17 protein-coding genes and 2 pseudogenes are annotated in these 20893 nt (G+C 62.7%); 8 read left to right on the top strand and 11 right to left on the bottom strand.

Features of this window, described 5'->3' with window-relative positions; translation table 11 throughout:
* Positions 1-249 precede the first annotated feature (249 nt).
* The 4 genes and pseudogenes from J7E83_RS02295 to J7E83_RS02280 form a co-directional block, all read right to left on the bottom strand.
* Positions 250-828, bottom strand: coding sequence for a hypothetical protein (locus J7E83_RS02295; protein WP_214958782.1), 579 nt, complete (start codon positions 826-828; stop codon positions 250-252).
* 837 nt (positions 829-1665) lie between these two features.
* Positions 1666-2346: a helicase associated domain-containing protein gene (locus tag J7E83_RS02290; RefSeq protein ID WP_214958781.1), complete on the bottom strand. Its 681-nt coding sequence runs from the start codon at positions 2344-2346 to the stop codon at positions 1666-1668.
* 323 nt (positions 2347-2669) lie between these two features.
* A complete protein-coding gene (locus tag J7E83_RS02285) occupies positions 2670-3062 on the bottom strand; it encodes a GNAT family N-acetyltransferase (protein WP_251043289.1) in 393 nt (130 codons plus the stop codon).
* Positions 3063-3087: 25 nt separating this feature from the next.
* Positions 3088-3895, bottom strand: a pseudogene (locus tag J7E83_RS02280) (PfkB family carbohydrate kinase).
* Here J7E83_RS02280 and J7E83_RS02275 point away from each other — a divergent pair.
* Positions 3809-4066 carry a hypothetical protein gene (locus tag J7E83_RS02275; RefSeq protein ID WP_214958818.1) on the top strand — a complete coding sequence of 86 codons (258 nt, stop codon included), beginning with the start codon at positions 3809-3811 and terminating at the stop codon, positions 4064-4066. The pseudogene J7E83_RS02280 and the gene J7E83_RS02275 overlap by 87 nt on opposite strands.
* 50 nt (positions 4067-4116) lie before the next feature.
* Positions 4117-4470, top strand: coding sequence for a hypothetical protein (locus J7E83_RS02270; RefSeq protein ID WP_214958780.1), 354 nt, complete (start codon positions 4117-4119; stop codon positions 4468-4470).
* Here J7E83_RS02270 and J7E83_RS02265 read toward each other — a convergent pair.
* The 5 genes from J7E83_RS02265 to J7E83_RS21485 form a co-directional block, all read right to left on the bottom strand.
* Positions 4467-5087 carry an HNH endonuclease gene (locus J7E83_RS02265; protein WP_251043288.1) on the bottom strand — a complete coding sequence of 207 codons (621 nt, stop codon included), beginning with the start codon at positions 5085-5087 and terminating at the stop codon, positions 4467-4469. The two genes, J7E83_RS02270 and J7E83_RS02265, sit on opposite strands and share 4 nt — an antisense overlap.
* Positions 5088-5155: 68 nt before the next feature.
* Positions 5156-5926 (bottom strand): hypothetical protein, encoded by a 771-nt coding sequence (locus tag J7E83_RS02260; RefSeq protein ID WP_214958779.1) that lies wholly within the window; start codon positions 5924-5926, stop codon positions 5156-5158.
* 617 nt (positions 5927-6543) lie between these two features.
* Positions 6544-8190, bottom strand: coding sequence for an alpha/beta fold hydrolase (locus tag J7E83_RS02255; RefSeq protein WP_214958778.1), 1647 nt, complete (start codon positions 8188-8190; stop codon positions 6544-6546).
* 2 nt (positions 8191-8192) lie between these two features.
* On the bottom strand, positions 8193-9386 hold the full coding sequence (locus tag J7E83_RS02250; RefSeq protein WP_214958777.1) for an MFS transporter: 1194 nt from the start codon (positions 9384-9386) through the stop codon (positions 8193-8195).
* Positions 9383-10843 (bottom strand): tetratricopeptide repeat protein, encoded by a 1461-nt coding sequence (locus J7E83_RS21485; RefSeq protein WP_214958776.1) that lies wholly within the window; start codon positions 10841-10843, stop codon positions 9383-9385. Before J7E83_RS21485 ends, J7E83_RS02250 begins: the two co-directional genes overlap by 4 nt.
* A 539-nt stretch (positions 10844-11382) precedes the next feature.
* On the opposite strand from J7E83_RS21485, the gene J7E83_RS02240 reads away from it, so the two are divergent.
* Together J7E83_RS02240 and J7E83_RS02235 are read left to right on the top strand one after the other, a co-directional pair.
* Entirely contained in the window at positions 11383-12237 is an 855-nt protein-coding gene (locus tag J7E83_RS02240) for a hypothetical protein (protein ID WP_214958775.1), read from the top strand.
* A 142-nt stretch (positions 12238-12379) separates the two neighbouring features.
* On the top strand, positions 12380-13393 hold the full coding sequence (locus tag J7E83_RS02235) for a metallophosphoesterase (RefSeq protein ID WP_214958774.1): 1014 nt from the start codon (positions 12380-12382) through the stop codon (positions 13391-13393).
* A 143-nt stretch (positions 13394-13536) separates the two neighbouring features.
* On the opposite strand, the gene J7E83_RS02230 is transcribed toward J7E83_RS02235, so the two are convergent.
* Positions 13537-14955, bottom strand: coding sequence for an alkaline phosphatase family protein (locus J7E83_RS02230; RefSeq protein ID WP_214958773.1), 1419 nt, complete (start codon positions 14953-14955; stop codon positions 13537-13539).
* Positions 14956-15235: 280 nt separating this feature from the next.
* Here J7E83_RS02230 and J7E83_RS02225 point away from each other — a divergent pair.
* A pseudogene (locus J7E83_RS02225) lies at positions 15236-15727 on the top strand (divalent metal cation transporter); the annotation flags it as partial.
* Positions 15728-15810: 83 nt separating this feature from the next.
* Here the strand turns inward: J7E83_RS02225 and J7E83_RS02220 are convergent.
* Positions 15811-16680 (bottom strand): ribokinase, encoded by an 870-nt coding sequence (locus J7E83_RS02220; protein WP_214958772.1) that lies wholly within the window; start codon positions 16678-16680, stop codon positions 15811-15813.
* A gap of 140 nt (positions 16681-16820) precedes the next feature.
* Between J7E83_RS02220 and J7E83_RS02215 the strand changes: the two genes are divergently transcribed.
* From J7E83_RS02215 to J7E83_RS02205, 3 genes are all read left to right on the top strand, one after another.
* The gene (locus J7E83_RS02215) at positions 16821-18269 is read left to right on the top strand and encodes an MFS transporter (RefSeq protein ID WP_214958771.1); all 1449 of its coding nucleotides are present in this window, start codon (positions 16821-16823) and stop codon (positions 18267-18269) included.
* A gap of 32 nt (positions 18270-18301) precedes the next feature.
* A complete protein-coding gene (locus tag J7E83_RS02210; protein WP_214958770.1) occupies positions 18302-19309 on the top strand; it encodes a nucleoside hydrolase in 1008 nt (335 codons plus the stop codon).
* A 424-nt stretch (positions 19310-19733) separates the two neighbouring features.
* Positions 19734-20510: a metallophosphoesterase gene (locus J7E83_RS02205; protein ID WP_251043287.1), complete on the top strand. Its 777-nt coding sequence runs from the start codon at positions 19734-19736 to the stop codon at positions 20508-20510.
* Positions 20511-20893 lie beyond the last annotated feature (383 nt).

The raw sequence follows: 20893 nt of genomic DNA, 5'->3' as shown, positions 1-20893 counted from the left end.
AGTTTTTCATGGCCGCTAACAGACTGATGCGCCCTGACGTGCCTTGCCGATGCGTCGACGCGTGATCGTGCACGACGCGTGAACGATCGTCTGATGCTTTGTCTCCCGTGTCTGCCGCGTGCTGTTGACCGCCGCCCGTGCCATTGCATCGTCACGACGACATGGGGTCGACACCCCCTCCCTCCGGGCACCTAATTCCTCCCGGTGCGTTCGGGTGCTCGCAAATGCACGAGTCTGGGCAAACGATAATCATTCACTTTCGTCCGATTTGGGATCTCTTTGCGGAGTTGGAAAGTCGAGAGTTCGAAGGCTTACCCGCACTACCTGCGTGGGTGGCTTTCGCATGAGCTCCTTCACTGCTTGTTCGCTCTCAATAAGGTCAGCCCGGCACATGGCTGCCAAATCGATGCGAGTTCCTTCAACATCGCCACGAAGCCCGTCAAGTTTAGCGGCCCGCGCCTCAGGCGATATATCCTCATCAAGCGCGACGGCTAAACATTTCCCCATGCCCTCCTGCGCCTTGTCGAACAGGTCGACTATTTCCCGAGGGGCAAGAAGTCGAATGGGCGAACCCTTCACGACGTCGGCGGCATCAGTCAGCCGTGATCGGTTCTTCTCAGACTCGGTGTGATACACGAGGTTGAGGACTACACGCGAAGTCTCAAAGAACTCGACATAAGATTCTTGTTTCTTGTCTCTCAGCCACCGTGCGTGTTCCTCATTTCGGTCGGACTTCTGCTTCTTGAAGCCGAAAAAGCCATTGATGACCGCGGCACCAACGGCTCCTCCGAGCAGGGCAAACAAGGGCATCCACGGCTGTAAGTCCATAGATGTACAGTAGCTTCCATTCTCGCTACCACCCCGTACCCGTATATGTGTAACGGGTACACGGGTTTGCAACCCGTTCTCACACGAGTTCAGTGGGTTACATGGGTTCGGTCTGTCGCCTGGAATTTCCGGGGTCTAAACCCGCTGAATATGGCCTAGCAAGAACGACCCCGCGCCACGGACCAAAAATGAACACGCTGCGCCTGAGATACACGGGTTCACGAGTTTGTAGTCTTCTCCAATGAATATCGAATCCAAGACAACTAAGCAGTTGTGCCCTGAATGGGGGCTCCGAGACCATCACATGGGACCACTTCGTTCAGGAGCTGCTAACCCCGAGGCCAGGATGAACTTCTGGATGGCCAATGTGAAGATGGGCACCCGCTGGGTGAAGATCTAGTGCGTGATCGATGAGCGCAATCTGATGTGATCAGCAGATATTTTTGGCGCCTAGGGAGCATCAAAATGCGCGACTTTTCAACGATTTCGCTCTGCCGCCTGTGCTTCTGCGAAAGTTCAGATCCCACCGTCACCGCCGTTGCATGCGGTCAGGACGGGGCGCCTGAATTCACCGGGCCGGGTCTGGTACCAGGAGCGGTACGGCCATATGAATGGGTTTCCGGTTGGCGTGTCTAGCAAGCCGTTGACCGAGGTCCGCCCCTCTAGCTCGCGGGGTTTGTTCCTTCTCTATTCCTCGACCCTAGGCCGGTGCCACCGCACGCGATACTAAAACAAGCTACGGGCAAACGTTGCGTCCCGGGGTAAGGATCGGCCTCGTCACGGAATGGAAGCATAGGTCCAGCCATCGTGAGTGTTCTTCATCCCATGCCGGTCTACTCAAGTTCCCTCGGGCTGGTTCGTCTCTTGGCGGCGTCTGCGACCGCGGGCCCGGCCCTCTCTCCAGCCGGGGATAACAGCGTCCAGTCGGGCTTCCTTCGCCGAGTCGAGCCGGCCCGCCCGGCGGTCGATGCGCTGGCCGTGGAGCCACACGCCCAGGACGCGTTCTTCCTTCAAATCGGTTTTGTTGTGCCGGGGCCAATCGTTTCCGGCAGCCAGGTAGTCGGCCACTTCGGTCAGGCGCTGCTTCCAGCGCGCCTCGTCATCGGCCTTTTTCGTCGATGGGTTTTGTTGCCATCGAGGGATGCCGTCCAGAGCTTCCTTGTAGATAGGGGAGAGGATCCCCCGCACGGCTTCTTGCCGCCGCCGGTGGAGCCAGACACCCAATGCCCGTTCTCGGGCTGAGGAACCTGAGGTTGTAGGGAGGCGGCCCTCTGCCCTATACAGGGCGAGGACGTCTTCCAGATTCTGCCGCCCTGCGGAGGTGATCCGTGGAGAGGTGGGGACGGCATCGCGGTGCTCGTCCCTGATGGAAGGCTCCAGCCCGGCCGCAAGGGCCAGGTGATAGCGGACGGTAGTTTCAGCCACCCCGGCGCCGGCGGCGATCTTCCCGGTCGTGATGCCTTGCTGGTACATCTGCACCCATTCGGGATCCGGAGCCGACCGCTTCAGCCCCGTCATAGATGCCGGGAGTCTTTGATTCCGGAGCCACACCCGGGGCTTTGCATAGTAGAGCAGAACATCCTCAAACCCTACCGGCCCTAAATCCGGGATACTCCCTGTTCCGGCAACGGGCTGATTCCTGCGACCTTGTGCTCGTTCAGACATTTGGTGTCAGTAGAGTTGAAATACTTGCTGCGCCGTGGAGACCCCAGGACATTTCGAACGCTTTAGGGATCATCCGGACCAGCCTGGCCGACAGTTGCGATGCCGCGAACGGCTCGTCCTTGCCTTTGTTATAAACCATACCCGGGATGCTGACCGAAGTTGCGCTCTGAAGTTTATCAACCACCGACCGTTAGAGGCCGTGCGCACGCTCCATAAAACGTGGCGTTGGTGATGCTGGTCGCCTCGATGACGCGCAGCTGCCGGGTGTGCTCCACCGCCATGCGCACCACGGCCCGCCCCACTCCGCTGCCTGGTGCGTACGCCGGGTCCACCGCCAGCATCCGGAACTCCAGCTCCCTGTCCGCGGCGATCTTGCTGTACGACTGGCCGGCGAACGTCAGCGCCACCGCCGCCACCACCTTCCCCGCAGGCTCCGCCACCCACACCCTTGGATGCTCGGCGCGGTGCTCCACGTCCTCCAGCACCCTCATGTAGGGATGGTCTGCCTGGAAGTGACCGGCGCCGAGGTACGCATCGCGGGTGACGCGGCGGACCTCGGGAAAATCCAACGGCGCCGCCCGCCTCAGTGGACGGTCACCGAACGCCCGTGGCCGGCGAGGTCCGCTCCACGTAATGGCTCAACTGTGCCAAATCCGGCTGCGATGAGGGGTCGCCCACGGCGTCGGCTCCGACGGCGTTGGCCACGGCGAGGGCGCGGGTGTAGTCCAGTCCGCTCCGCAGGGCCAGGACCAGGGCGGCGCAGAAGGCGTCCCCGGCGCCAACCGTATTCACGACTCTGACAGCAGACGCCGGTGCTTCGGCCACCTTCTGGCCGTGTTCGAACATCGCCGAACCGTCCCCGCCGTACGTCACCGCCACCAGGTTGGCCTGCGCGAGGGCAGGGATCAGGGCGTACTCGCTCTCGTTGACGATCACCAGGTCGCAGCGTTCCAGCAGCTCCGTCGGCAGGTCCATGGCCGGCGCCGCGTTCAACACAAAGTAGCCCTTCGCTCGCCGGGCGGCCTCCAGCACCAGCGGCAGGCCCACCTCCAGCTGGCACAGCACCGTCTCGTCCGGGCCGAACTCGACCCCGTCGAGAGAGGCTCGAGTTGGCGCCCGGGCACACCACGATCTGGTTTTCCCCGTCGCGGTCCACCACGATCAGTGCCGTTCCCGTGGCTTCCGGAAGGACCGCGACACCTGCGGTGTCGACGCCCGCAGCCGCCAGGGCGTCCAGCATCTTCTGTCCCTGAGCATCGTTGCCCACGGCGCCGACCATCCGGGCGCCGCCGCCCAGCCGCGCAGCTGCGGCAGCTTGGTTGGCGCCCTTGCCGCCCGGCTGTTCGGACAGCACGGCGCCGCCGATGGTTTCGCCCGCGGTGGGGAGCCTAGTATCGCGCAGGCGGCGGACACGCTCGCTAGCCGCTCCGACGTCGTCGTCCTAGCCCAAGCCAGCATGGAACCCGCTGTGGCCCTCCTGACCGGCCTCGCAACACCCGTCCTTACTAGCCCTCGCTCCGCCGTGGAGGCTGTGGCGGCAGCGATCATGGTCTGCGGCAGTCTGCGAGACTAGGCTGCCAGAAGCCGGGGCCAGAATCCTCGGGCATCACTTGGGGGACAAGAATGATTACAGACATAACTGCCGGCGCGGATCAATCAGGAGGCGCGTGCGCCCGGGTGCGCCGGCGGGTCCACTGGATGTTTTGGCTGCCAACCCTTGCCATCTGTTTGCCGCTGATCTTCCTGCTCATCACCTTCGGCTGGGAAATTTCCCTGCTTGCCGCATGGCTGATGTCCGGTGACGTTGTTCCCGGGCACCCTGACTACGCAAACGTCCAGGGCCAGCTGAACGGCAGGCTGATAGGGGTGGGCGTGCTCGTCGTTCTGCTCGGTGGCTACCTGCTCGTCTGGATCAGGTGGTACCGAAAGGCGCTGAGCCGGGCCAGCGTCATCCGGACGTTGGGTACAGCTAACTAGGGGAGCGGCTGCCGTTCGCCGACGCTGACGGAAGTGGCGGACGTGACGTACTCCCGCCGTCGTCGTTCCAGCCTCTGCTGCTGCCCCGGAGACGGGATCCGGGCGCGTTTCGTGCGGTTGCACCTGGCGCAGGCAGCCACGAAGTTCTGCAGGCTGGAGGAGCCGCCCTTGGACCATGGATAAAAGTGGTCACCATGCTCGGCGGGACGGCCACAGCGGCGGCCGAACCCCACCTCCAGTTCACAGCCGCCGCCGGCCCTCACCATCCCCTCGCGGCGCTGCTGGCGGGTGAAGCGCCGGACGGGATCCCGGCGTCGGACGTCCCGGCTGTTGACGACGGCGGCCAGAATGCCGAGCACAACGACGGCCAGACCGGGGAGCGTGACCGCGGCGACGACGCCGTCCGCCAAGCCCCGCAGAACCTCCCCGGGAGTGGAGGGGCTTGTACCAGGGATGTGTATGGCCTGTGGCATGAGTGCGGTTACCAAGGAGAGAGCGAGCCACACCATCACCGCAGAGTACGCCAGGCGTAGGCCCTGACGCGTCCAATATATGCGGCCCAGTTCCACCATCGAGTCGTCCCCCATATCGTTTGGAGCATCAGTAAGTATCGTCAAGCGTTACTGCCAGATCCGGCTCTAAGCACAGCGAGCGCGGGGAGACGGACCTGCTCGATGGCAGGTCATCACTCGCATCCCACACCGTCGCCATCCCTGTCGAGACCATAGATGTCAGATCCGACGACGGTGACGGGTCCCCTCACGTACGCGGGACCGTTGCCGCTTCCTCCGGCGCAGTCGACGTCGGAGGCAATCGGCACGCAGGGGCCCGCATAGTTTGGATCGCATCCGGAAGGAGCCGCGGGGGCGGCAGGCTGTACGGGCGCCTGGACTTTCGGCGCTGGCGCCGCCGCCGCTACCGCTGCCGCCGCTGCGGCGGCTTGCTGCTGGCGCGCCGCCTCCTCGGCCGCAGCCTGTTGGCGGGCCGCCTCCACAGCGGCCTGTTCCTGGGCTGCCTTCGCCGCAGCGTCTTGCGCTGCCTTGTCCGCAGCTGCCTTCTCAGCAGCCACCTTCGCAGCCGCCGCTCGGGCATCCAACACCCGTTTCGATTCCGACTGCTCCATCCACAGCAGAGTCCCTGCGTCGCTCTTAGTGCAGATGAAGACCTTGGGCGGGTACGGCTCGGTCGCGCTTTCGGTGATGCAGGAGGAAGACGCCGGAGCAGTTCGAGTGGGTGTTGGCGTAGCCATCGAGGAGGGGGACTCGCTGGCAACAGCAGCCTTGGACGAGGTGGCCGATTGGCCGCATGCCGTCGCTGAAATGAGTACGGCGACAGCTACAGCCGCACCAGCCAGCCGACGTCGAGAAATCCATGTACGCAGCGAGGTCCCGACCACGTCGTCAACCTCATTGTTGACCGGCTTTCGCGGTTGATTGCTTCGAGAATGTGTATTCACTTATTGCCCCATTATTTAGATAGATGCGAATTGCTCGCCGAGTGCAACCCCGTAGCCTGAAGCAAAAGGGGTCATGAGCTTTCCCAAAATCATCTGAGATGCACTCCGTTGTCATGCTGCGGGATCTGATCATCGCCACGTACCGGCTGTTAGCTGCGACCAGCGGTGGAGTCCGTGTGAAATTCCTGGCCAAGTATGTCGTTGAGTCAGCACGGGAAGTGCTTTGTCTGAGCGCAGGAAGAGCAGGACCATGGGAGCAATCCTGATCCTCCTGCCTCAATGCCTCCGCAGTTTCTTCCCAGCTTTGGCGCAGGAACATGAACCAACGATTCAACTTCGTTTTCCTTGCCTTGCGGCCGACACCTAGCTTGCGCGGGGCCCTTCGAGGAAAGCGAAATGGCTCTACCTCACTGTGGCTGTGCTTCAGTCAGCCGGACATTGGGGCGTTGTGCACAGGCCGGGGGAGTGGACTCCCTCATACAAGGCCGTGTTGTTGCTCAGGCGGCGTGACGATGAGCATAGGGACACCCTCAAACGGGAGTGGTGCATCCGGGCTGTCGCACCAAGGTTCCTCCGCCAAGTTTGGCCGGCACTGACGCGATGGCGCTGAGCGGCAGTTAACGAGGACGGTGAACAATGGCATTGAACAACGCACCCCAACGATGCTCGGCTGCGGCAGAGGTTTTGGGATAGTGATTCCCTGGGACCGGCACTATGGACCATTTCCGTCCCAGCCCTGTTGCAACACTCGTGGAATTCCGGGTGGAACTCGGTACTACCACTTCGTCTTCATCCGGAGCGATGACCACCACAGGCGTATTGCAGTTCCGGACCTGTTGTTCGCCGTCGTCGGAACCTCCCTCGGCAAGCGTGAACCGAGCTGCAGCCCACATTCGGAACTCCGGGTCGTCCTTGTGTAGCTGGATGTGATTTGGGAGGTCGAGTATGGGAGACATGGCGACCACCTGCCTCGCGTCGACGTGATCGGCAAGCTGAAGTCCCACCCAAGCGCCGAAGCTGACGCCGAAGATGGAGACCTCGGACGTTCCGCGCGTGGCAGAAACCCCAGCGATCGCCTCTGCCGTTTCCCGGACCGCGGTGTCCCAGTTCTGCCATGCACGCTCCTGGAAGGAGGAGCCAAAGCCTGCGGAGCCCGGATAGTTGATGATGAGCAAGTCAAAGCCGGCGTCAAGAACAGCTCGGTAAGTGCCGCCGTATCTGAGGTCGTCGAGCTCATGGCTGTCTGGGCCACCGTGAAGACAGACCACGAGTTCCTGGCCCCGCGGCTGGTGACCGTGCACATAAATGCACGGCAAGCCTGCCGGGGTGATGTGATCGGCCCTTAGATCACTCCTTTCAGCGGCGATCCCGGCAATGACGCCCCACTGGGTCCGCCAGGACGATCCGATCACCAGACCTGCGGAGCGGACCACCGGGTCAACGGCGGCCCCCATGGCGAAAACCTGGGACGTTCCGCAGGGAGTGTCCATGAACGTGAAGGACTCGCCGCCGGGTTCCATATGCAGCAGCCGTTGTCCCAGTTCGGCATGGATGCCATAGGCCGTTATGCGTGTGTCGGACGCGGCAAGAGAAATCAGGGACCAGCCGTTGGGGGAGGAGATATCCTCTTCTCCTGTGCTGCGGACTATGGAAAATCGGGCTCCGGACTTATTTGACCGCTTGACCACAACGAACTCCGATGCGGCGGCAATGATCGAACCGACGCCATGCCTTACCTGCTTCCCATCGCGGACCATGCTCCAGCCGAACTCCGATTCAGCAACAAGGGTCCCGTCAGTGAGGATGCATTTGGGTGTGCCTTGGACGGGCGCTGCCGGCCGCAGATTCCCGGACCGCATGTCCATGAGGAGAGTGGGCCCCGCCGCTGTCAGCGATTCGAAAACCAGGCAGAGTGTGGCTTCTTCCGCATCTGGGATGAGGCTGGCAATATGGTGGGTCCCTTCTGGTGGCGACGGGTGGGCGCGCTCGCGGGGTTGGCCCAGGCCCGTCGCGACAAGGGGAAACTCCTTCACAGTCATGGTGGGAAAAGCATGGATGAGGTCGTAGACAAAAGGGCGGCCAGGTACACAAAAGGGTGCCTCAAAGCCGGTGAGCGGCACCGGGTCATACGTGCCGGTGCCACCCCGTCCCTGGCCCGAAATGCGGTATAGGCAGCCCTCGAGTTGGCTGAAGGCAAAGAGGGTTGTGTCTGCAAGTGCGATGGGGATGAGGTGATCCTCATCGAAGAGGGACGCGACAGGCATGGTCACGCTACCTTCACCATCGACTCGCTCCGGACGTTGCGGAGCAGCACGGGCAGAAGTACGGCGTTGAGCAGCGTAATGGCGCCAGCGGTGAGCAGCAGCCCCTCCGGACCCACGTTGAGCCAAAGAGGTGCGCCGAGCACGCCACCAAGCGTATCTCCAACCAGGAACGCAGTTTGTGAGATCCCGAATATCAAACCTGTTGCCTGGGCGGGGATAACGGCGTACTGGATCGTTTCCTCAGATGCGATCGCAAGCGACACAAAAGCCGCCCGGACGATGAAAATGACCGCTATCCACGGAGCTCCGAGCCCCAAAGCGAGAGCAGCCGCCAGCGTAATGACTCCGGTAAGGACTTCAGACACAGCGAACAGCGCGAACGGCCGGCTGCCGGTGCTATAGCGGGAGAAGAGCCAGGTGGCACCCATTTGAGCGACGCTCATGAACGCCATTATCAAGGCCGCCTGTGCTGCGGTGGCGCCACCGTTGGTCAGGATCAGTGGCAAATAGGGTGCCACCAGGCTGACATAAAAGCCGGAGAGCAAGCCGATGATGGCCAGCCTTAAGGCCAACGCCTTGTAGCGCCGCCGATCGGCGGCCACGTCCACCGCCGGTGGCACGGAACTTGGGAGACTGCTGGCCGCCGCGGGTTTCGGCGAGAGCAGCACCCACACAAATGCTGCTGCCACGAGTGCGGGGGCAATCAGCAAAGCCGTCTTCGCCCCATCCCCTTGGGTTGCCGCCAGCGCGAAGATCGATGCCGCCCCGACCGTGCCAAGCAGCAGGCCCGCCTGGTTCCCGAGGCTCCGTGCTCCCACGATCTGGGGGATCTCCTCATCGGATGCCGTGGCCCGCACCCACGGCCTGATCGCTACGAGAACCAGGGAGGCGCCTGCACCTGCAACAGCGGAGAAGATAACCACTGGAATAACATCCGTAAACAGGCGACCGGTAATTCCAATTCCATAAACAAGCGTGCCCAGACGAACTGAGTTGAGCCCGCCAAAGCGATCTGCAAAGGCACCCCAAGCGAATGAGAATCCCCCGACGACTGCCATAACAGCGTAGCCGATGCCGAATGCGACCAATGCATCGAGTTGTTCGAAATAGAGTGGTTGTGCGACCTTTGACATCCACATTCCACCAGCAAAGAGAACGGTGAAGACCCCGAGCTGTCGCCGCAATCCGAGCGTCATGCGGGAATGCTCAGAATTGCTTCACGGTTCGCTGCCAGAACGTCGGAGTCCGGGAACAATGCCAGTCCTACCTCTATCGGTTTCAAAGCGTCAGTGTAGCGGCCTTGCCGGACTGAGATCTCGGCGCTCAGCGATGCCCTGCGTTCGGCCTCTTCCCTTGGCAGGGCGCTGTGGATCCAGCCGTCAATGTGATGGACGGCTTCATCCAGGCGCTCCGCCAGGATGAGGCTGTAGACAAGGTTAGTGGGATGCGCGTAAGACGCGGGATCCAGCGAAGCTGCCCGTGCATGGGCCTGTGCGGCTGCCTCGTGTGAACCGAGTTCCCCTTCGTACACTCCGATCAGGCCCCATGCGGAAGCCAAGGTGTCATCCAGTTCCACGGCCCGCCGGCAGGCCTTCAGAGCAGCAGTGAACTCGCCGCCCGAGGCGAGGCATTTCGCTGCTTCCAAGTGGTACTCGGGCATATGGGGGTCGACGTCCAGGAGCTCAAGGTAGGTTGCAATGGCCGCGGGCAGATTTCCGATTTGCTTATAGCACTGGGCAAGGTTGTAGATGAGTACGGACCGGTGGATCGCCACCTTTTCGCCGGTTTGGGTGAGGGTTTCGATGCCCCAGCGAAGGAGCCGGATGGCCTCGTCTACGTTGCCACGGCGAAAAAGTATGAGTGCGTAGCCGTTCCTGTTGAAGACCTCGTCAAAGACGACGGCGTCGTCGTCGCGGTCTTGGCGATCCAGCTGCTGAATGAGCGTATAGGCCTCGTTCAGCAACTCATCGCTGCGGTCCAGGCTCCGAAGGCCGGCAGGGTGGTGGCGGGCATAAAGCATGGCTTTTCCGTAGAGGGCCCGGATTGCGTCGAGAGGCTCTCCGGACGTGCTCCAACGGTCGTAGTAGAACTCGGCCTGGACTGTCTCATCCACCATGGCGTGGGCAAGGGCCATAAGGTTCCACACCCGAGGTGACTGCTCAACCTCCTGCAACAGCTGCCCGAGATTGAGCGCTGTCCATGCATCTCCTGAGTTCACGTAATCGAACGCCAAAGAGGCGATCTGTCCCGTATGGTCCCCCCTCGATGACGATGGCAGCATGCCCAGCAAGGCCTGTTCCTCGGCCAGGAAAAGAGGACCTGACGCTTGGACATCGCTGTCGAAACGGAGCTGTACTGACCAGCCACCTACGCGAACTGCTGCGTCCAGGAAATCGCGGCTGGGCCGGTCCAAGGCGAGGGCATCTGTCACCTGGATTTCAATGGGACCAAAGGTTCGCCGGACGTATTGAGCAATTTTGATGTAGCTTCGTCGTGCTCGCTGATGCTGGAAGAACCGGATCTGCTCGTTGGACGTCGCAGCATCAGTAAGGCTGGTCGAACCCGCCCGTACTTTGGCTGCCAGTTTGGTGTCCAGGGGATAGAGAAGCCGAAGGCTCAGGGATAGGTCGTCCGGGTGCGCGTCCGGAGTCACGCCGAAATGTTGCAGGACGGCTTTCACAACGCCGAATGAAATGGGGGAGTGGGGTGAGGCGCTAACGCAGAACAATCCCTTAAATGTAGCCAAGGCAGGGGTGCCGGCCCATGACCGGCACCCCTGCAAAGGGACCTAGATGGTGGTTGCTTTTCCGCCATAAAGAACGGCGAAGTCGATCTTCTGTTCCTTGGGCTTTTCGATCTTGAGCTGCATTAATTTCCCCAATCAATTAATGAGGACAACCTTGCATCGTCCTCCGCGAGGAAGCTAACACATCTTTATTGACATCCAAAGTCATACGGGTGGCTACTCCGCCTGGCCGCGGTCGTGCATCCGAACAAAAAATATACGTCACGCCCCCAAAAAGTGGCGAGAAGGCAGGACCCATGGTCTACTGGGGTTTGTCCAGCGAATGCAGTAAAGCAGAAGAGGTGTTCCGTTCCGCTGCTGCGGGGCCATTCCAGGAAAGGTCAGGGCCGTCCCACTGACCCTAAATCGCTATCTGAAAGCTTGAAACCAACGGAATGGAGTCATCAATGAAGGATCTGCCCACAGGGTTTTCTGGCGCGGCGATAACTATCGCGGGGATAGTCATCGCTGCCGCAGTAGTGCTTGTCCTCATCGTTGTGGTGAGTAAACTCCGCCGGCGCCGGCTATTGAAGCGTGCCTGGGAGAAGATCGCACTGGACGAGGATCATGCTCACGCACTCCAGGCCAAACTGCTCGAACACATTCAATTCTTCAGTGAAAATCAGAGGCAACCTGTGAGCACAGCAGGCTTCTGGAAGGGCAGGAATGTACCGAGGCCGGTCCGAACGGCCCTCATCAGCGAACTCATTGATGCCCGCGTCGTTGGAGAAGTTGCTCCAACATACTCGAATGACTTCCTCTCCTTCATAGGTGAGGCTTGGAAAGCGTTCTTTTGCCTGCCACCTAAGGTCCTGGTCCTGAGTGACCGGGATTGGCTTCTCATGGTTAACAGCAGAATGGACGGTCGTCAGATTTTGATTGAAAGGATGATACTGACAGTGGACAGTCATGATACGAATAACTCCATCAGCACGGGCGGGGGCAATGTACTCGGCGTCGCCCAGGGCGGACGCGACGTGAAGCTGAAAGTTCAGGACGTCGCGCAACAAAATTCCACCACCGATGTTGAGCAGCTGCATACACTGCTACGTGCCCTCAGACTGGACTCAGAACTTGCCGCCGACGCCCGCGTAGCTGCTCGCCTTAAGACGCACGCCGATTTGCTTGAGCAAGAGCTTGAGGACCCCATGTCACCCGAGAACAGGCAGAATCACTTGGACCGTATCGTGGGACTGGTGGACAAGTACGGTGATGCGATGGCTACGACCATCCGAGTCCTAGGCAACTTGACGCAAAATTAGCCAGGCCGGTGGTGGCTATCTTTCGTGAACATGGCGCATCCTTGACAGCACGCCCAGCCCTTAGGAATATCAAAGGTACAGGTGCGCCCCGGCTGTCTCCCGCTGGCCGATCATGCCGTCCTGCTTCTCGAAGGGTTGTCGGATGCAGTCAGCACTCCCTCGTCTCAGACCCTTCCGGATCCTGGCAGCCACCGCGGCTGTCCTTCTGGCGGTCCCTGCCGCGGGTTGCACCAGCACGCCGGAACCGCACGAGTCCGGCTCTCCTGCGGCTGATGTCCGGATCGCCGCCGTCGGCGACATGAACCCCCCGAACAACCTTGAACCTGATAGCCCGTCCGGCCGGAACGGTGCGGCGATTACGCGGCTCGTGCAGAACAACGAGATTGACGCGTTCCTGGGGGTCGGGGACTTCCAGTACGACGCTGCACACTGCGACGACTACGTGAACTACTGGAGGCCCCAGTGGGGAGGCACGATGCCCAAGTTGTATTGGGTGTCCGGCCCGAGCCACGACTGGAAACCCGGCCGCAACGAAGACCTCGACCGCTTCATGAACGGTCAATGCCCGGGGTCTCCGGAGAAGGCTGCGATCAACCAGGAGCGTGGGTACATCCCGAACGGGGAACCGTACTCAAAGGACTTCGGGAACTGGCACTTCGCGTTCCTGTCGTCAGCACTCTGGCGGTACAACCCTGCCGAAGCCCGGGCAGTTACGGCGTGGCTGGACAAGGACCTTGCTGCCGCCGAGGCGGCGGGCAAGCACCTGGCAGTGGTGCACCACGAGCCGTACTTCACGTCCAACACTGACGCACATGGGCAGGCCGCCGACCACAAGCCGTGGATCGACGTGATGTGGAAGCACCGTGTCCGGCTGACCCTGTCAGGGTCACAGCACAACTACGAACGGTCATGTCCGGTGAACAGCGCCGGCACCTGCGTCCATGACGGGATGACGGCATTCCAGGTTTCCACGGGAGGTGTCCCGCTCCGCTCCTTCGCCAGCAGCCCGCGATTTATCGAAAAGCGGTTCAGCGACACTCACGGGTTCCTTCGGCTGACACTGCGAAATGACGGGTCTTTCGACTGGAACTTTGTCCCAACAACCGGGCCGGGCACGGACTCGGGTACGCGTTCCGCCATCCTTCAGTCTGGTTAAAGTGGCGGGTTGGTCCTCGGCAAGGTGGCCCCGCGGCGGCACTTGCGCCGGCGGCCCTCCGGTGGCTGACCTGTGTGAGCCAGCGGGAGCGCGGCATTCTTGAAGGAGGAGCTTCGTGCCCTCCGTCCGGTTCCGGGCTGAACCTAGCCTGTCAACTGCCCGAAGGGCGCAAGAACCGCCAGCTCACCTACAGCGTTACCGATGCGGGGAACCATGTTTGCGTCCTCGATCATCCCGAGCAGGCCGTAGTGGTTGGTTATCTGCGAGTAGCTTCCCTGAACCACGTTGGCACCGTAAAGGATTGCAGGAATATGGTTACCGCCGGTGGTGTCGTCCTCATCCCACGTGACCACCAGCAGGGAGTTGTGTGTCTTCGCCCACTGGGCGTAGCCGTCCATATTGTCCTTCAACCACGTGTCCCCGATGCTCACGGAGCAGTCGTGCATGTCGTCGCACATGTTCGGGATCACGAAGGAAACCGCGGGCAGGGTGGAGTAGTCGGTTGGGAACTCGCTGAACATGTGCCCGTAGGCGTAGCCGCCGGGGAAGTTGGTCCATGGCGCATGCTTGGCCTTGTACTGGTTATCCGGGGAAATGCAACCGGTCCAGCCATCGGACGGCAGGTTCTCCGAGTAGCCGATGAAGGACTTTCCGGCGTTCTTCAGTTGGTCGCCGAGGTTGGCGGCAGCGAGCGGTTGCGGGCAGTTGTCATTGCTGATGCCGAAGGTGCTGCCGGCGTACAAGGCCAGATAGTCGGGTTCGGAAGGGTGGGTCTCCGCGTACATCTGGGTCAGGTTCGCCCCCGTATTGGCAAGGCTGTTGATATACGGGGCGTTGGTACTGCCAATGATGTTGGTGTAGTTGGTGTTTTCTTCCATCACCACAACGATGTGGTCAAAGGCGGGGACACCAAGTGCGGTGGGCGTTGCCGTGGGCGTTGCGGTTGTGGTTGAGGTGCTTGTCGCCGTTGCCGTTGGAGTACTCGTTGTACTGGACGCTGATTCATAGGAAATGAGCAACTGCGGCTGGTACGCACTTTCACGCGAGGACAGGCTGGCCTGCGCACCAGTGGTCGTATTGATTCCGAAGCTTACGCTGCCGGAGCTGGGAACGGAGCCGGTGGGCAATGATGCACTGTCATACTGGCCGCCGCGCAGGAGCCCTGTACGTGCTAGTTCTGATGTTTGCCAGGGAGGCTGGTTGGCGTATGTCAACGTGGTCTCGGTCCAAGCGCTGCTCGCAGGGTGCACAATCGCGCTCGCATTGACAGACGTTGTGGCATAGAGCCTTAGGCTCGCGCTGGTGATGATGCTGCCGGCAGGGAGCGAAACATCGAACCGCATGAGCGCACGGTACTTGCTGTGGGATACGGCCAAAGATGTCGCAGCGCCGAAGTTACTGTTCGGGGAGGCAGCCGAAAGATAAGAGTCGGCCACCGCATTGAGAGTGACGCTTGTGGGGGAAAGGGCGGCTACCCGAGGGCCGCCGCTGAGAAAGGCAAAAGCGCCGATGGTCGCCAGGGCAAGCAGGGACGCCAAAAACAGCCGGAGATGTCTAAACATGGCACGTTCCTTGGTGGCCATGGACGTGGATGGCCACGGTAAGGGTGAGGCGGCTGGCCCAAGCTCTAGCCGTATGGAGGACGGCGACCAGTGCACTTCAGCAGTCAGCGCAGGGGTCCCGCGAAGGGAAATTCGGGATCGAAAAATCTGAGGGCAAATGGGCCCATTACCAAGCTTTATGGCTCCCAGGCGGCATTGTCAAGGGGGCCGGCGTCCCTAATGGAAACCTCGCGTAGAACCGTGTCTGGGGGTTTTCCGTCGGTCATCTCCCGCCTGCGGAGTCCTGGTGGGCTTCCCCCTCGGCGGGATACTGTCCGTGGCGATCGCCGGCTGCGCCGCCGTCGTGCTCCTTCCGGCCGGAATCGCCGTCACCTCGCTGTCCCAGGTGATCCTGCCTGTCGCGGAGGGCGCAGGAAAACTCGGCCTGGCCTTTGTCCTGGTGGGCATCGTGGCCGCGACCTTTGGCGCAGCCCTGGAAACCACTCTCTCCAGCGGCTACACCCTGGCGCAGTTCTTCGGCTGGTCCTGGGGCAAGTTCCGCCGCCCCGCGCAGGCCGCGCGCTTCCACCTGTCCATGATCATCTGCCTGCTGATCGGCATCGCGGTCCTGTCCACCGGTGTGGATCCCGTGCTCGTCACTGAGTACTCCGTGGTGTTCTCCGCGATCGCCCTGCCGCTGACCTACCTGCCCATCCTGATCGTGGCCAACGATCCGCAGTACATGGGCGAACACGTCAACGGCCGGCCGGTCAACGTGCTGGCCATGATCTATCGTTGCGCCGGGGATGTTCCAGGATCAGGGGGTCGCCATAGTTCTTGACCAATCAGGCGGACTTGCTCACCTGACAACCAGATTTACTGCCTGACGGCCCCGGCTTCAGCCACTCGGGCAACATACTCCTCCAGCGGAGCGAGCGCCGGCTGGGACGACGGATCTCCCACGGCATCCGCACCTACTGCGTTAGCCACGGCAAGCGCCACGGAGTAGTCGAGTCCGGCGCCCAGGGCCAGGACCAGGGCGGCGCAGAACGCGTCGCCGGCGCCGACGGTGTTCACTACAGTCACGGCGGACGCCGGGGCTTCGGCCACCTTCTGCCCGTGTTCGAACATCGCCGACCCGTCCCCGCCGTACGTCACCGCCACCAGCTTGGCCTGCGCGAGGGCAGGGATCAGAGCGTACTCGCTCTCGTTGACGATCACCAGGTCGCAGCGCTCCAGCAGCTCCGCGGGCAGGTCCATGGCCGGCGCCGCGTTGAGCACAAAGAAGCCCTGCGCCTTCCGGGCGGCCTCCAGCACGACAGGCAGGCCCACCTCCAGCTGGCACAGCACCGTCTCGTCCGGGCCAAATTCCACCCTGTCCAGCGACAGGTGGGAGTTGGCGCCCGGGCACACCACGATCTGATTCTCGCCATCGCGGTCCACCACGATCAGTGCAGTCCCGGTCGCCTCCGGCAGAACTGCTACGTCGGCGGTGTCCACTCCGGCCGCCGCCAGCGCATCCAGCATCTGCCGCCCCTGCGCGTCGCTGCCCACCGCGCCGACCATCCGGGCGCTGCCTCCCAGCCTCGCAGCTGCCGCCGCTTGGTTGGCGCCCTTGCCACCCGGCTGTTCGGAGAGCACGGCGCCGCCGATAGTTTCGCCGGCGGTGGGGAGCCTTTCGGCGGTGGCGATCAGGTCCAGGTTGATGCTGCCGACGACGGTGACGGCAGGAAGTCGATTGCTCATGAAAGTCCTATCGGAGTGGAGCCGGGACGCGGCTGGATTAGGAAATAGTGTACGCCATGGTTGTACTTGTCAGTCATACATGGTTGTATAACAACTCGAATCGCCATTGAAGCGATCCTGCTCGAACAAAGGAGTTTGATGTGAACACCCCAGCCCCGGCGCCCGTAGCGCCTCCGGCCTCCGCCGCCGTCGAACCGGCCCACGCAGCAAGCCTGGAGGCCGCGAAGCTGTCCGGCCGCCGCGCCGCCCTACTGATCTCCACCCTGCTGCTCGGCGTGCTGTCCTTCCAGCTGAACGCCAGCATGGTCACCCCCGCCCTGCCGCAGATTGCCTCAAGCTTCGGCCTGAATGCCGACAGCGCCGCCCCCGTCCAGTCCATGTTCTTCCTGGCCGGCGCCATCGCAGGGCCCGTGATCGGCAGGTGGAGCGACTTCATCGGCCGCCGCGCCGCACTCCTGCTGGTCCTCGGCATCATGGGCGCCGGAACCATCCTCTGCATCGCGGCCCCCACACTGCCGCTGCTGGTCACCGGCAGGTTCCTGCAGGGCGTCTCCAGCGCCGTCTTCGCGCTCGCCTACATCGTCCTCAGCGAAAACCTGCACGCCAAAGTCTTCGGCACCTCCGTGGGCATCATCGCCGCCATCAACGGCGGCATCGGGGGAGTGGACGGCTACGTGGGCGGCCTGATGGCCGAGACCCTCGGCTTCCGGTCCATCTTCGTCGTCGTGCTCGTCCTGACCGCCATCGCCGCCGCCTGCATCATCAAGATCGTCCCCAAGGGAAAGCCCGACGGCGTCCGGGGCGCCATGGACTGGTGGGGAGCCGGGTCCCTGTCGCTGTTCTTGGTGTTCGCCACCTACTTCGTCTCCGGCGGATCCGCCGCGGGCTGGACCGCGCCAAGCACCCTGGCCCTGCTGGCCGCCACCATCGCCTCCTTCGCCGTGTTCTGGATCATCGAGAAGCGGCGCAGCAACCCGCTCATCGCCGTGCACCACTTGCGCTCCCGCCAGGTCTGGCCGGTCATCGCCACCACCGTCCTGACCCTGGCCGGCATCTTCGCCATCATCAACTTCACCGTGGTGCTGCTCAGCCAGGACACCCTCCACGGCTTCGGACTAAGCGCCTCCCTGTCCGCCCTGCTGTTCCTCACCCCGGCCGCCCTCATCGGCGTCTTCGCGGCACCGCTCGCCGGCTGGCTCGCCGACCGCCGCGGCTGGATCAAGACCCTCCGCGCCGGCACCGGCCTCAGCCTGGCCTGCGCCATCGTGGCGGCCACATTCCCCGACAACCAGGTGGCGGTGCTGATCGCCGTCGCTGCCCTCGGCATCTTCTACAACGGCTTCTTCCTCACCGCCATCAACGGGCTCTCCGTGCTGCTCTCACCCAAGGAAGCCCCGGCAGCCCTGCCCGGCATCAACGGTGCCTCCTTCGGCCTCGGCGCGAGCCTCGGCGTCGTCCTCGTGGCGCCCTTCGCCGCGCAGGCGACCTCCGCCGGCTACGCCACCGCCCTCTGGATCTCGGTGGCCATCACCGCGGCCGCGTTCATCGTCAGCCTCTTCGTCGCCGCCCCCAAGGGCGAAACCCTCTGACCCCCGTCCCTGCACCAACTGAAAGAAGAACCATGACCGTCCCTCCCCGCCACCCGTTCTACCTCGACTGCGACACCGGCATCGACGACGCCCTCGCCCTGGCCTACCTGCTCGCCGCGCCCACCGCCCGGGTGGCGGGGATCGGGACCGTCAGCGGGAACGTCAGTGCCGCCGTCGGCGCCCGCAATACCCTGGATCTGCTGCAGCTGGCCGGCCACGCACACATCCCCGTGGCGCTGGGCGCGCACGATCCCCAGGCGGGCTCGTTCGGGGGAGGGGCGCCGTGGGTGCACGGGGACAACGGGATCGGCGGCGTTTCGCTTGCTCCTGCTGTTGCGGAGCTGGCGCCCGAGACCGCGGCCGAAATGCTGGTGCGGCTCGCCCACGAACACCCCGGCACGCTGCGGGTGCTGGCCATCGGCCCGCTGACCAACATCGCCGAAGCCCTGCGGCTGGAACCTGCGCTACCGCAGCTGGTGGAGGAGATCACCATCATGGGCGGCGCCGCGTTCGCCCCGGGCAACATCACCCCGGTGGCCGAGGCCAACATCCACAACGACCCCGAGGCCGCTGCCGAGGTCCTCGCCGCCAGCTGGAACGTTACCCTGGTGCCGCTGGACGCGACCATGGCGTCTGTTTTGGAGGAGCACCACCGGCAGGAGCTTTTGTCCTCTTCCGCTCCTGTGCCGCGGGCGCTGGGGGAGATGCTGGGCTACTACTTCCGGTTCTACGAGGGCATCTTCGGCCGGCCATGCTCCGCCATGCACGACCCGCTGGCGGCGGCGCTCGCGGTGGGTGCTGTTAAGGCAACAGTTGCGCCCGTGGTGCGTGCCGCCGTCGATACCTCTTCAGGGCCCGGACGCGGGCAGACCATCTGCGACCTGCGCGGCGTGCACATGGGCTACCCGGAACAGCCCGGCGCTCGCTGCCGGGTGGTGCTGGAAGTGGAGGGCGACTTCGCGGCGCACCTGGTGGAGACGCTTCTTACCTTCTCGGAAAGCACGACGGCGGCACTCGGTTTGGCGGGCTCGGCCGCCTGACATTTTTGGTTGGCCTCGTGAGGCGGGAGGTTAGGTCTGGAACGACCGCATGATGGACAGGTGCCTTGCCCGGTCCGCGATCAGGCGTTTGCCGAGGCAGATGGCCGGTTGCATAAGCATCGCACCCTTGACAGCCTCTTCTGTCCTCAGGAGTATCAAGGGGGCCGGTGCGTGCCCGGCTGTCTCTCGCAGGCCGACAAGCCGTCCGGCTTTCTTGAAGGGGGTATCGGATGCAGTCAGCCCTCTCAAGTCTGAGACTCTTCCGGATTTTTGCCCCCATCGCCGCGACCCTCCTGGCGCTCTCTGCCGCGGGTTGCAGCAGCACTCCGGAAGTCCGGATCGCTGCTGTGGGTGACATGAACAACCCCAAGAACGATGCCCCGACAGCCCGTCCGGCAGGAACGGTGCGGCGATTACCCAGCTCGTGGAGAAGAACGAGATTGACGAATTCATGGGGCTCGGGGACTTCCAGTACTCCACGGCGCGCTGCGAAGACTACGTAAGGTACTGGGAGCGGCTGTGGGGTGGTACGAAACCAAAGTTGTACTGGGTGTCCGCCCCAAACCACGACTGGGAACCGGGCCGCAACGAAGTACTCGACAACTTCATGAATGGCCAATGCCCTGGGTCTTCAGCAAAGTCTGCGATCAACCAGGAGCGCGGCTTCATCAGGAACGGGGCACCATACTCGAAGGACTTCGGGAACTGGCATTTCGCCTTCCTACCGTCCGCACTCTGGCGTTTCGATCCCGAGCGGGCCCAGGAGCTGACGGGGTGGCTCGACAACGACCTGGCCGGTGCCAAATCGGCTGGTAAGCACTTGGCAGTGGTGTACCACGAGCTTTACTTCACGTCAGACACCGACGAACATACGCGGGCCATTGAGCACAAGCCGTGGATCGACGTGATGTGGAAGCACCGGGTCCGGCTGACCCTTTCGGGGTCTCAGCATAACTACGAACGGTCCTGTCCGTTGAACAACGCCGACCAGTGCGTCGGTGACGGGATGACAGCGTTCCAGGTATCCACGGGAGGCACCGGTCTGCGCTCCTTCACCAGCAAGTCGGCGTACATCGTGAAACGGTTCAGCGACACTTACGGTTTCCTGCGCCTGACATTGCGGCACGACGGGTCTTTCGATTGGAACTTCGTTCCAACGTCGGGGCCGAGCACGGACACGGGTACGCGTTCCGCACCGTAGTCCTGAGGAAGCCGCGCACCCGCAGAGGACCAAGCACAAAACCCAGGCAGCGGACAGAAAGCTAATTCATAGGAGGAGCCCGATTGCGGGACAGGGTGGAGACGCTGCTTACCTTCCCGGAACACACGACGGCGGCATTCGGTTTGGCGGGTTTGGCCGCCTGATACTTTAGCTGCCAGGGACGGCCGAAGCTCTGCGACGGACGGCATTGGACCCAACAGCCGGCCGCGAAGCGGACGCCCGTTCTTCTTTCCTGGTTCGGGCCTGCGCTACCAGGAACGGCATTCAAAAGGCCCTAGCCGAGTTAACCCGTCGCGACCCGTGGCTGCGCCGTACCGGGTCAGATCTGGTCTATAGGCGTGGGCCCGGGTGGTGGGTACTCA

Origin of the sequence: Arthrobacter sp. ISL-48 (assembly GCF_018613805.1) — a bacterium.
Taxonomy (GTDB): domain Bacteria; phylum Actinomycetota; class Actinomycetes; order Actinomycetales; family Micrococcaceae; genus Arthrobacter.
Note: the sequence above shows the minus strand (reverse complement) of the source record. Positions and strands in the feature narration are given on the sequence as shown.

What these genes read in the sequence shown, in the direction of transcription:
- J7E83_RS02295 (WP_214958782.1), bottom strand. Translation starts at nt 828, where the DNA reads ATGGACTTACAGCCGTGGATGCCCTTGTTTGCCCTGCTCGGAGGAGCC.
- J7E83_RS02290 (WP_214958781.1), bottom strand. Translation starts at nt 2,346, where the DNA reads ATGACGGGGCTGAAGCGGTCGGCTCCGGATCCCGAATGGGTGCAGATG.
- J7E83_RS02270 (WP_214958780.1), top strand. Translation starts at nt 4,117, where the DNA reads ATGATTACAGACATAACTGCCGGCGCGGATCAATCAGGAGGCGCGTGC.
- J7E83_RS02255 (WP_214958778.1), bottom strand. Translation starts at nt 8,190, where the DNA reads ATGCCTGTCGCGTCCCTCTTCGATGAGGATCACCTCATCCCCATCGCA.
- J7E83_RS02250 (WP_214958777.1), bottom strand. Translation starts at nt 9,386, where the DNA reads ATGACGCTCGGATTGCGGCGACAGCTCGGGGTCTTCACCGTTCTCTTT.
- J7E83_RS02240 (WP_214958775.1), top strand. Translation starts at nt 11,383, where the DNA reads ATGAAGGATCTGCCCACAGGGTTTTCTGGCGCGGCGATAACTATCGCG.
- J7E83_RS02235 (WP_214958774.1), top strand. Translation starts at nt 12,380, where the DNA reads ATGCAGTCAGCACTCCCTCGTCTCAGACCCTTCCGGATCCTGGCAGCC.
- J7E83_RS02230 (WP_214958773.1), bottom strand. Translation starts at nt 14,955, where the DNA reads ATGTTTAGACATCTCCGGCTGTTTTTGGCGTCCCTGCTTGCCCTGGCG.
- J7E83_RS02220 (WP_214958772.1), bottom strand. Translation starts at nt 16,680, where the DNA reads ATGAGCAATCGACTTCCTGCCGTCACCGTCGTCGGCAGCATCAACCTG.
- J7E83_RS02210 (WP_214958770.1), top strand. Translation starts at nt 18,302, where the DNA reads ATGACCGTCCCTCCCCGCCACCCGTTCTACCTCGACTGCGACACCGGC.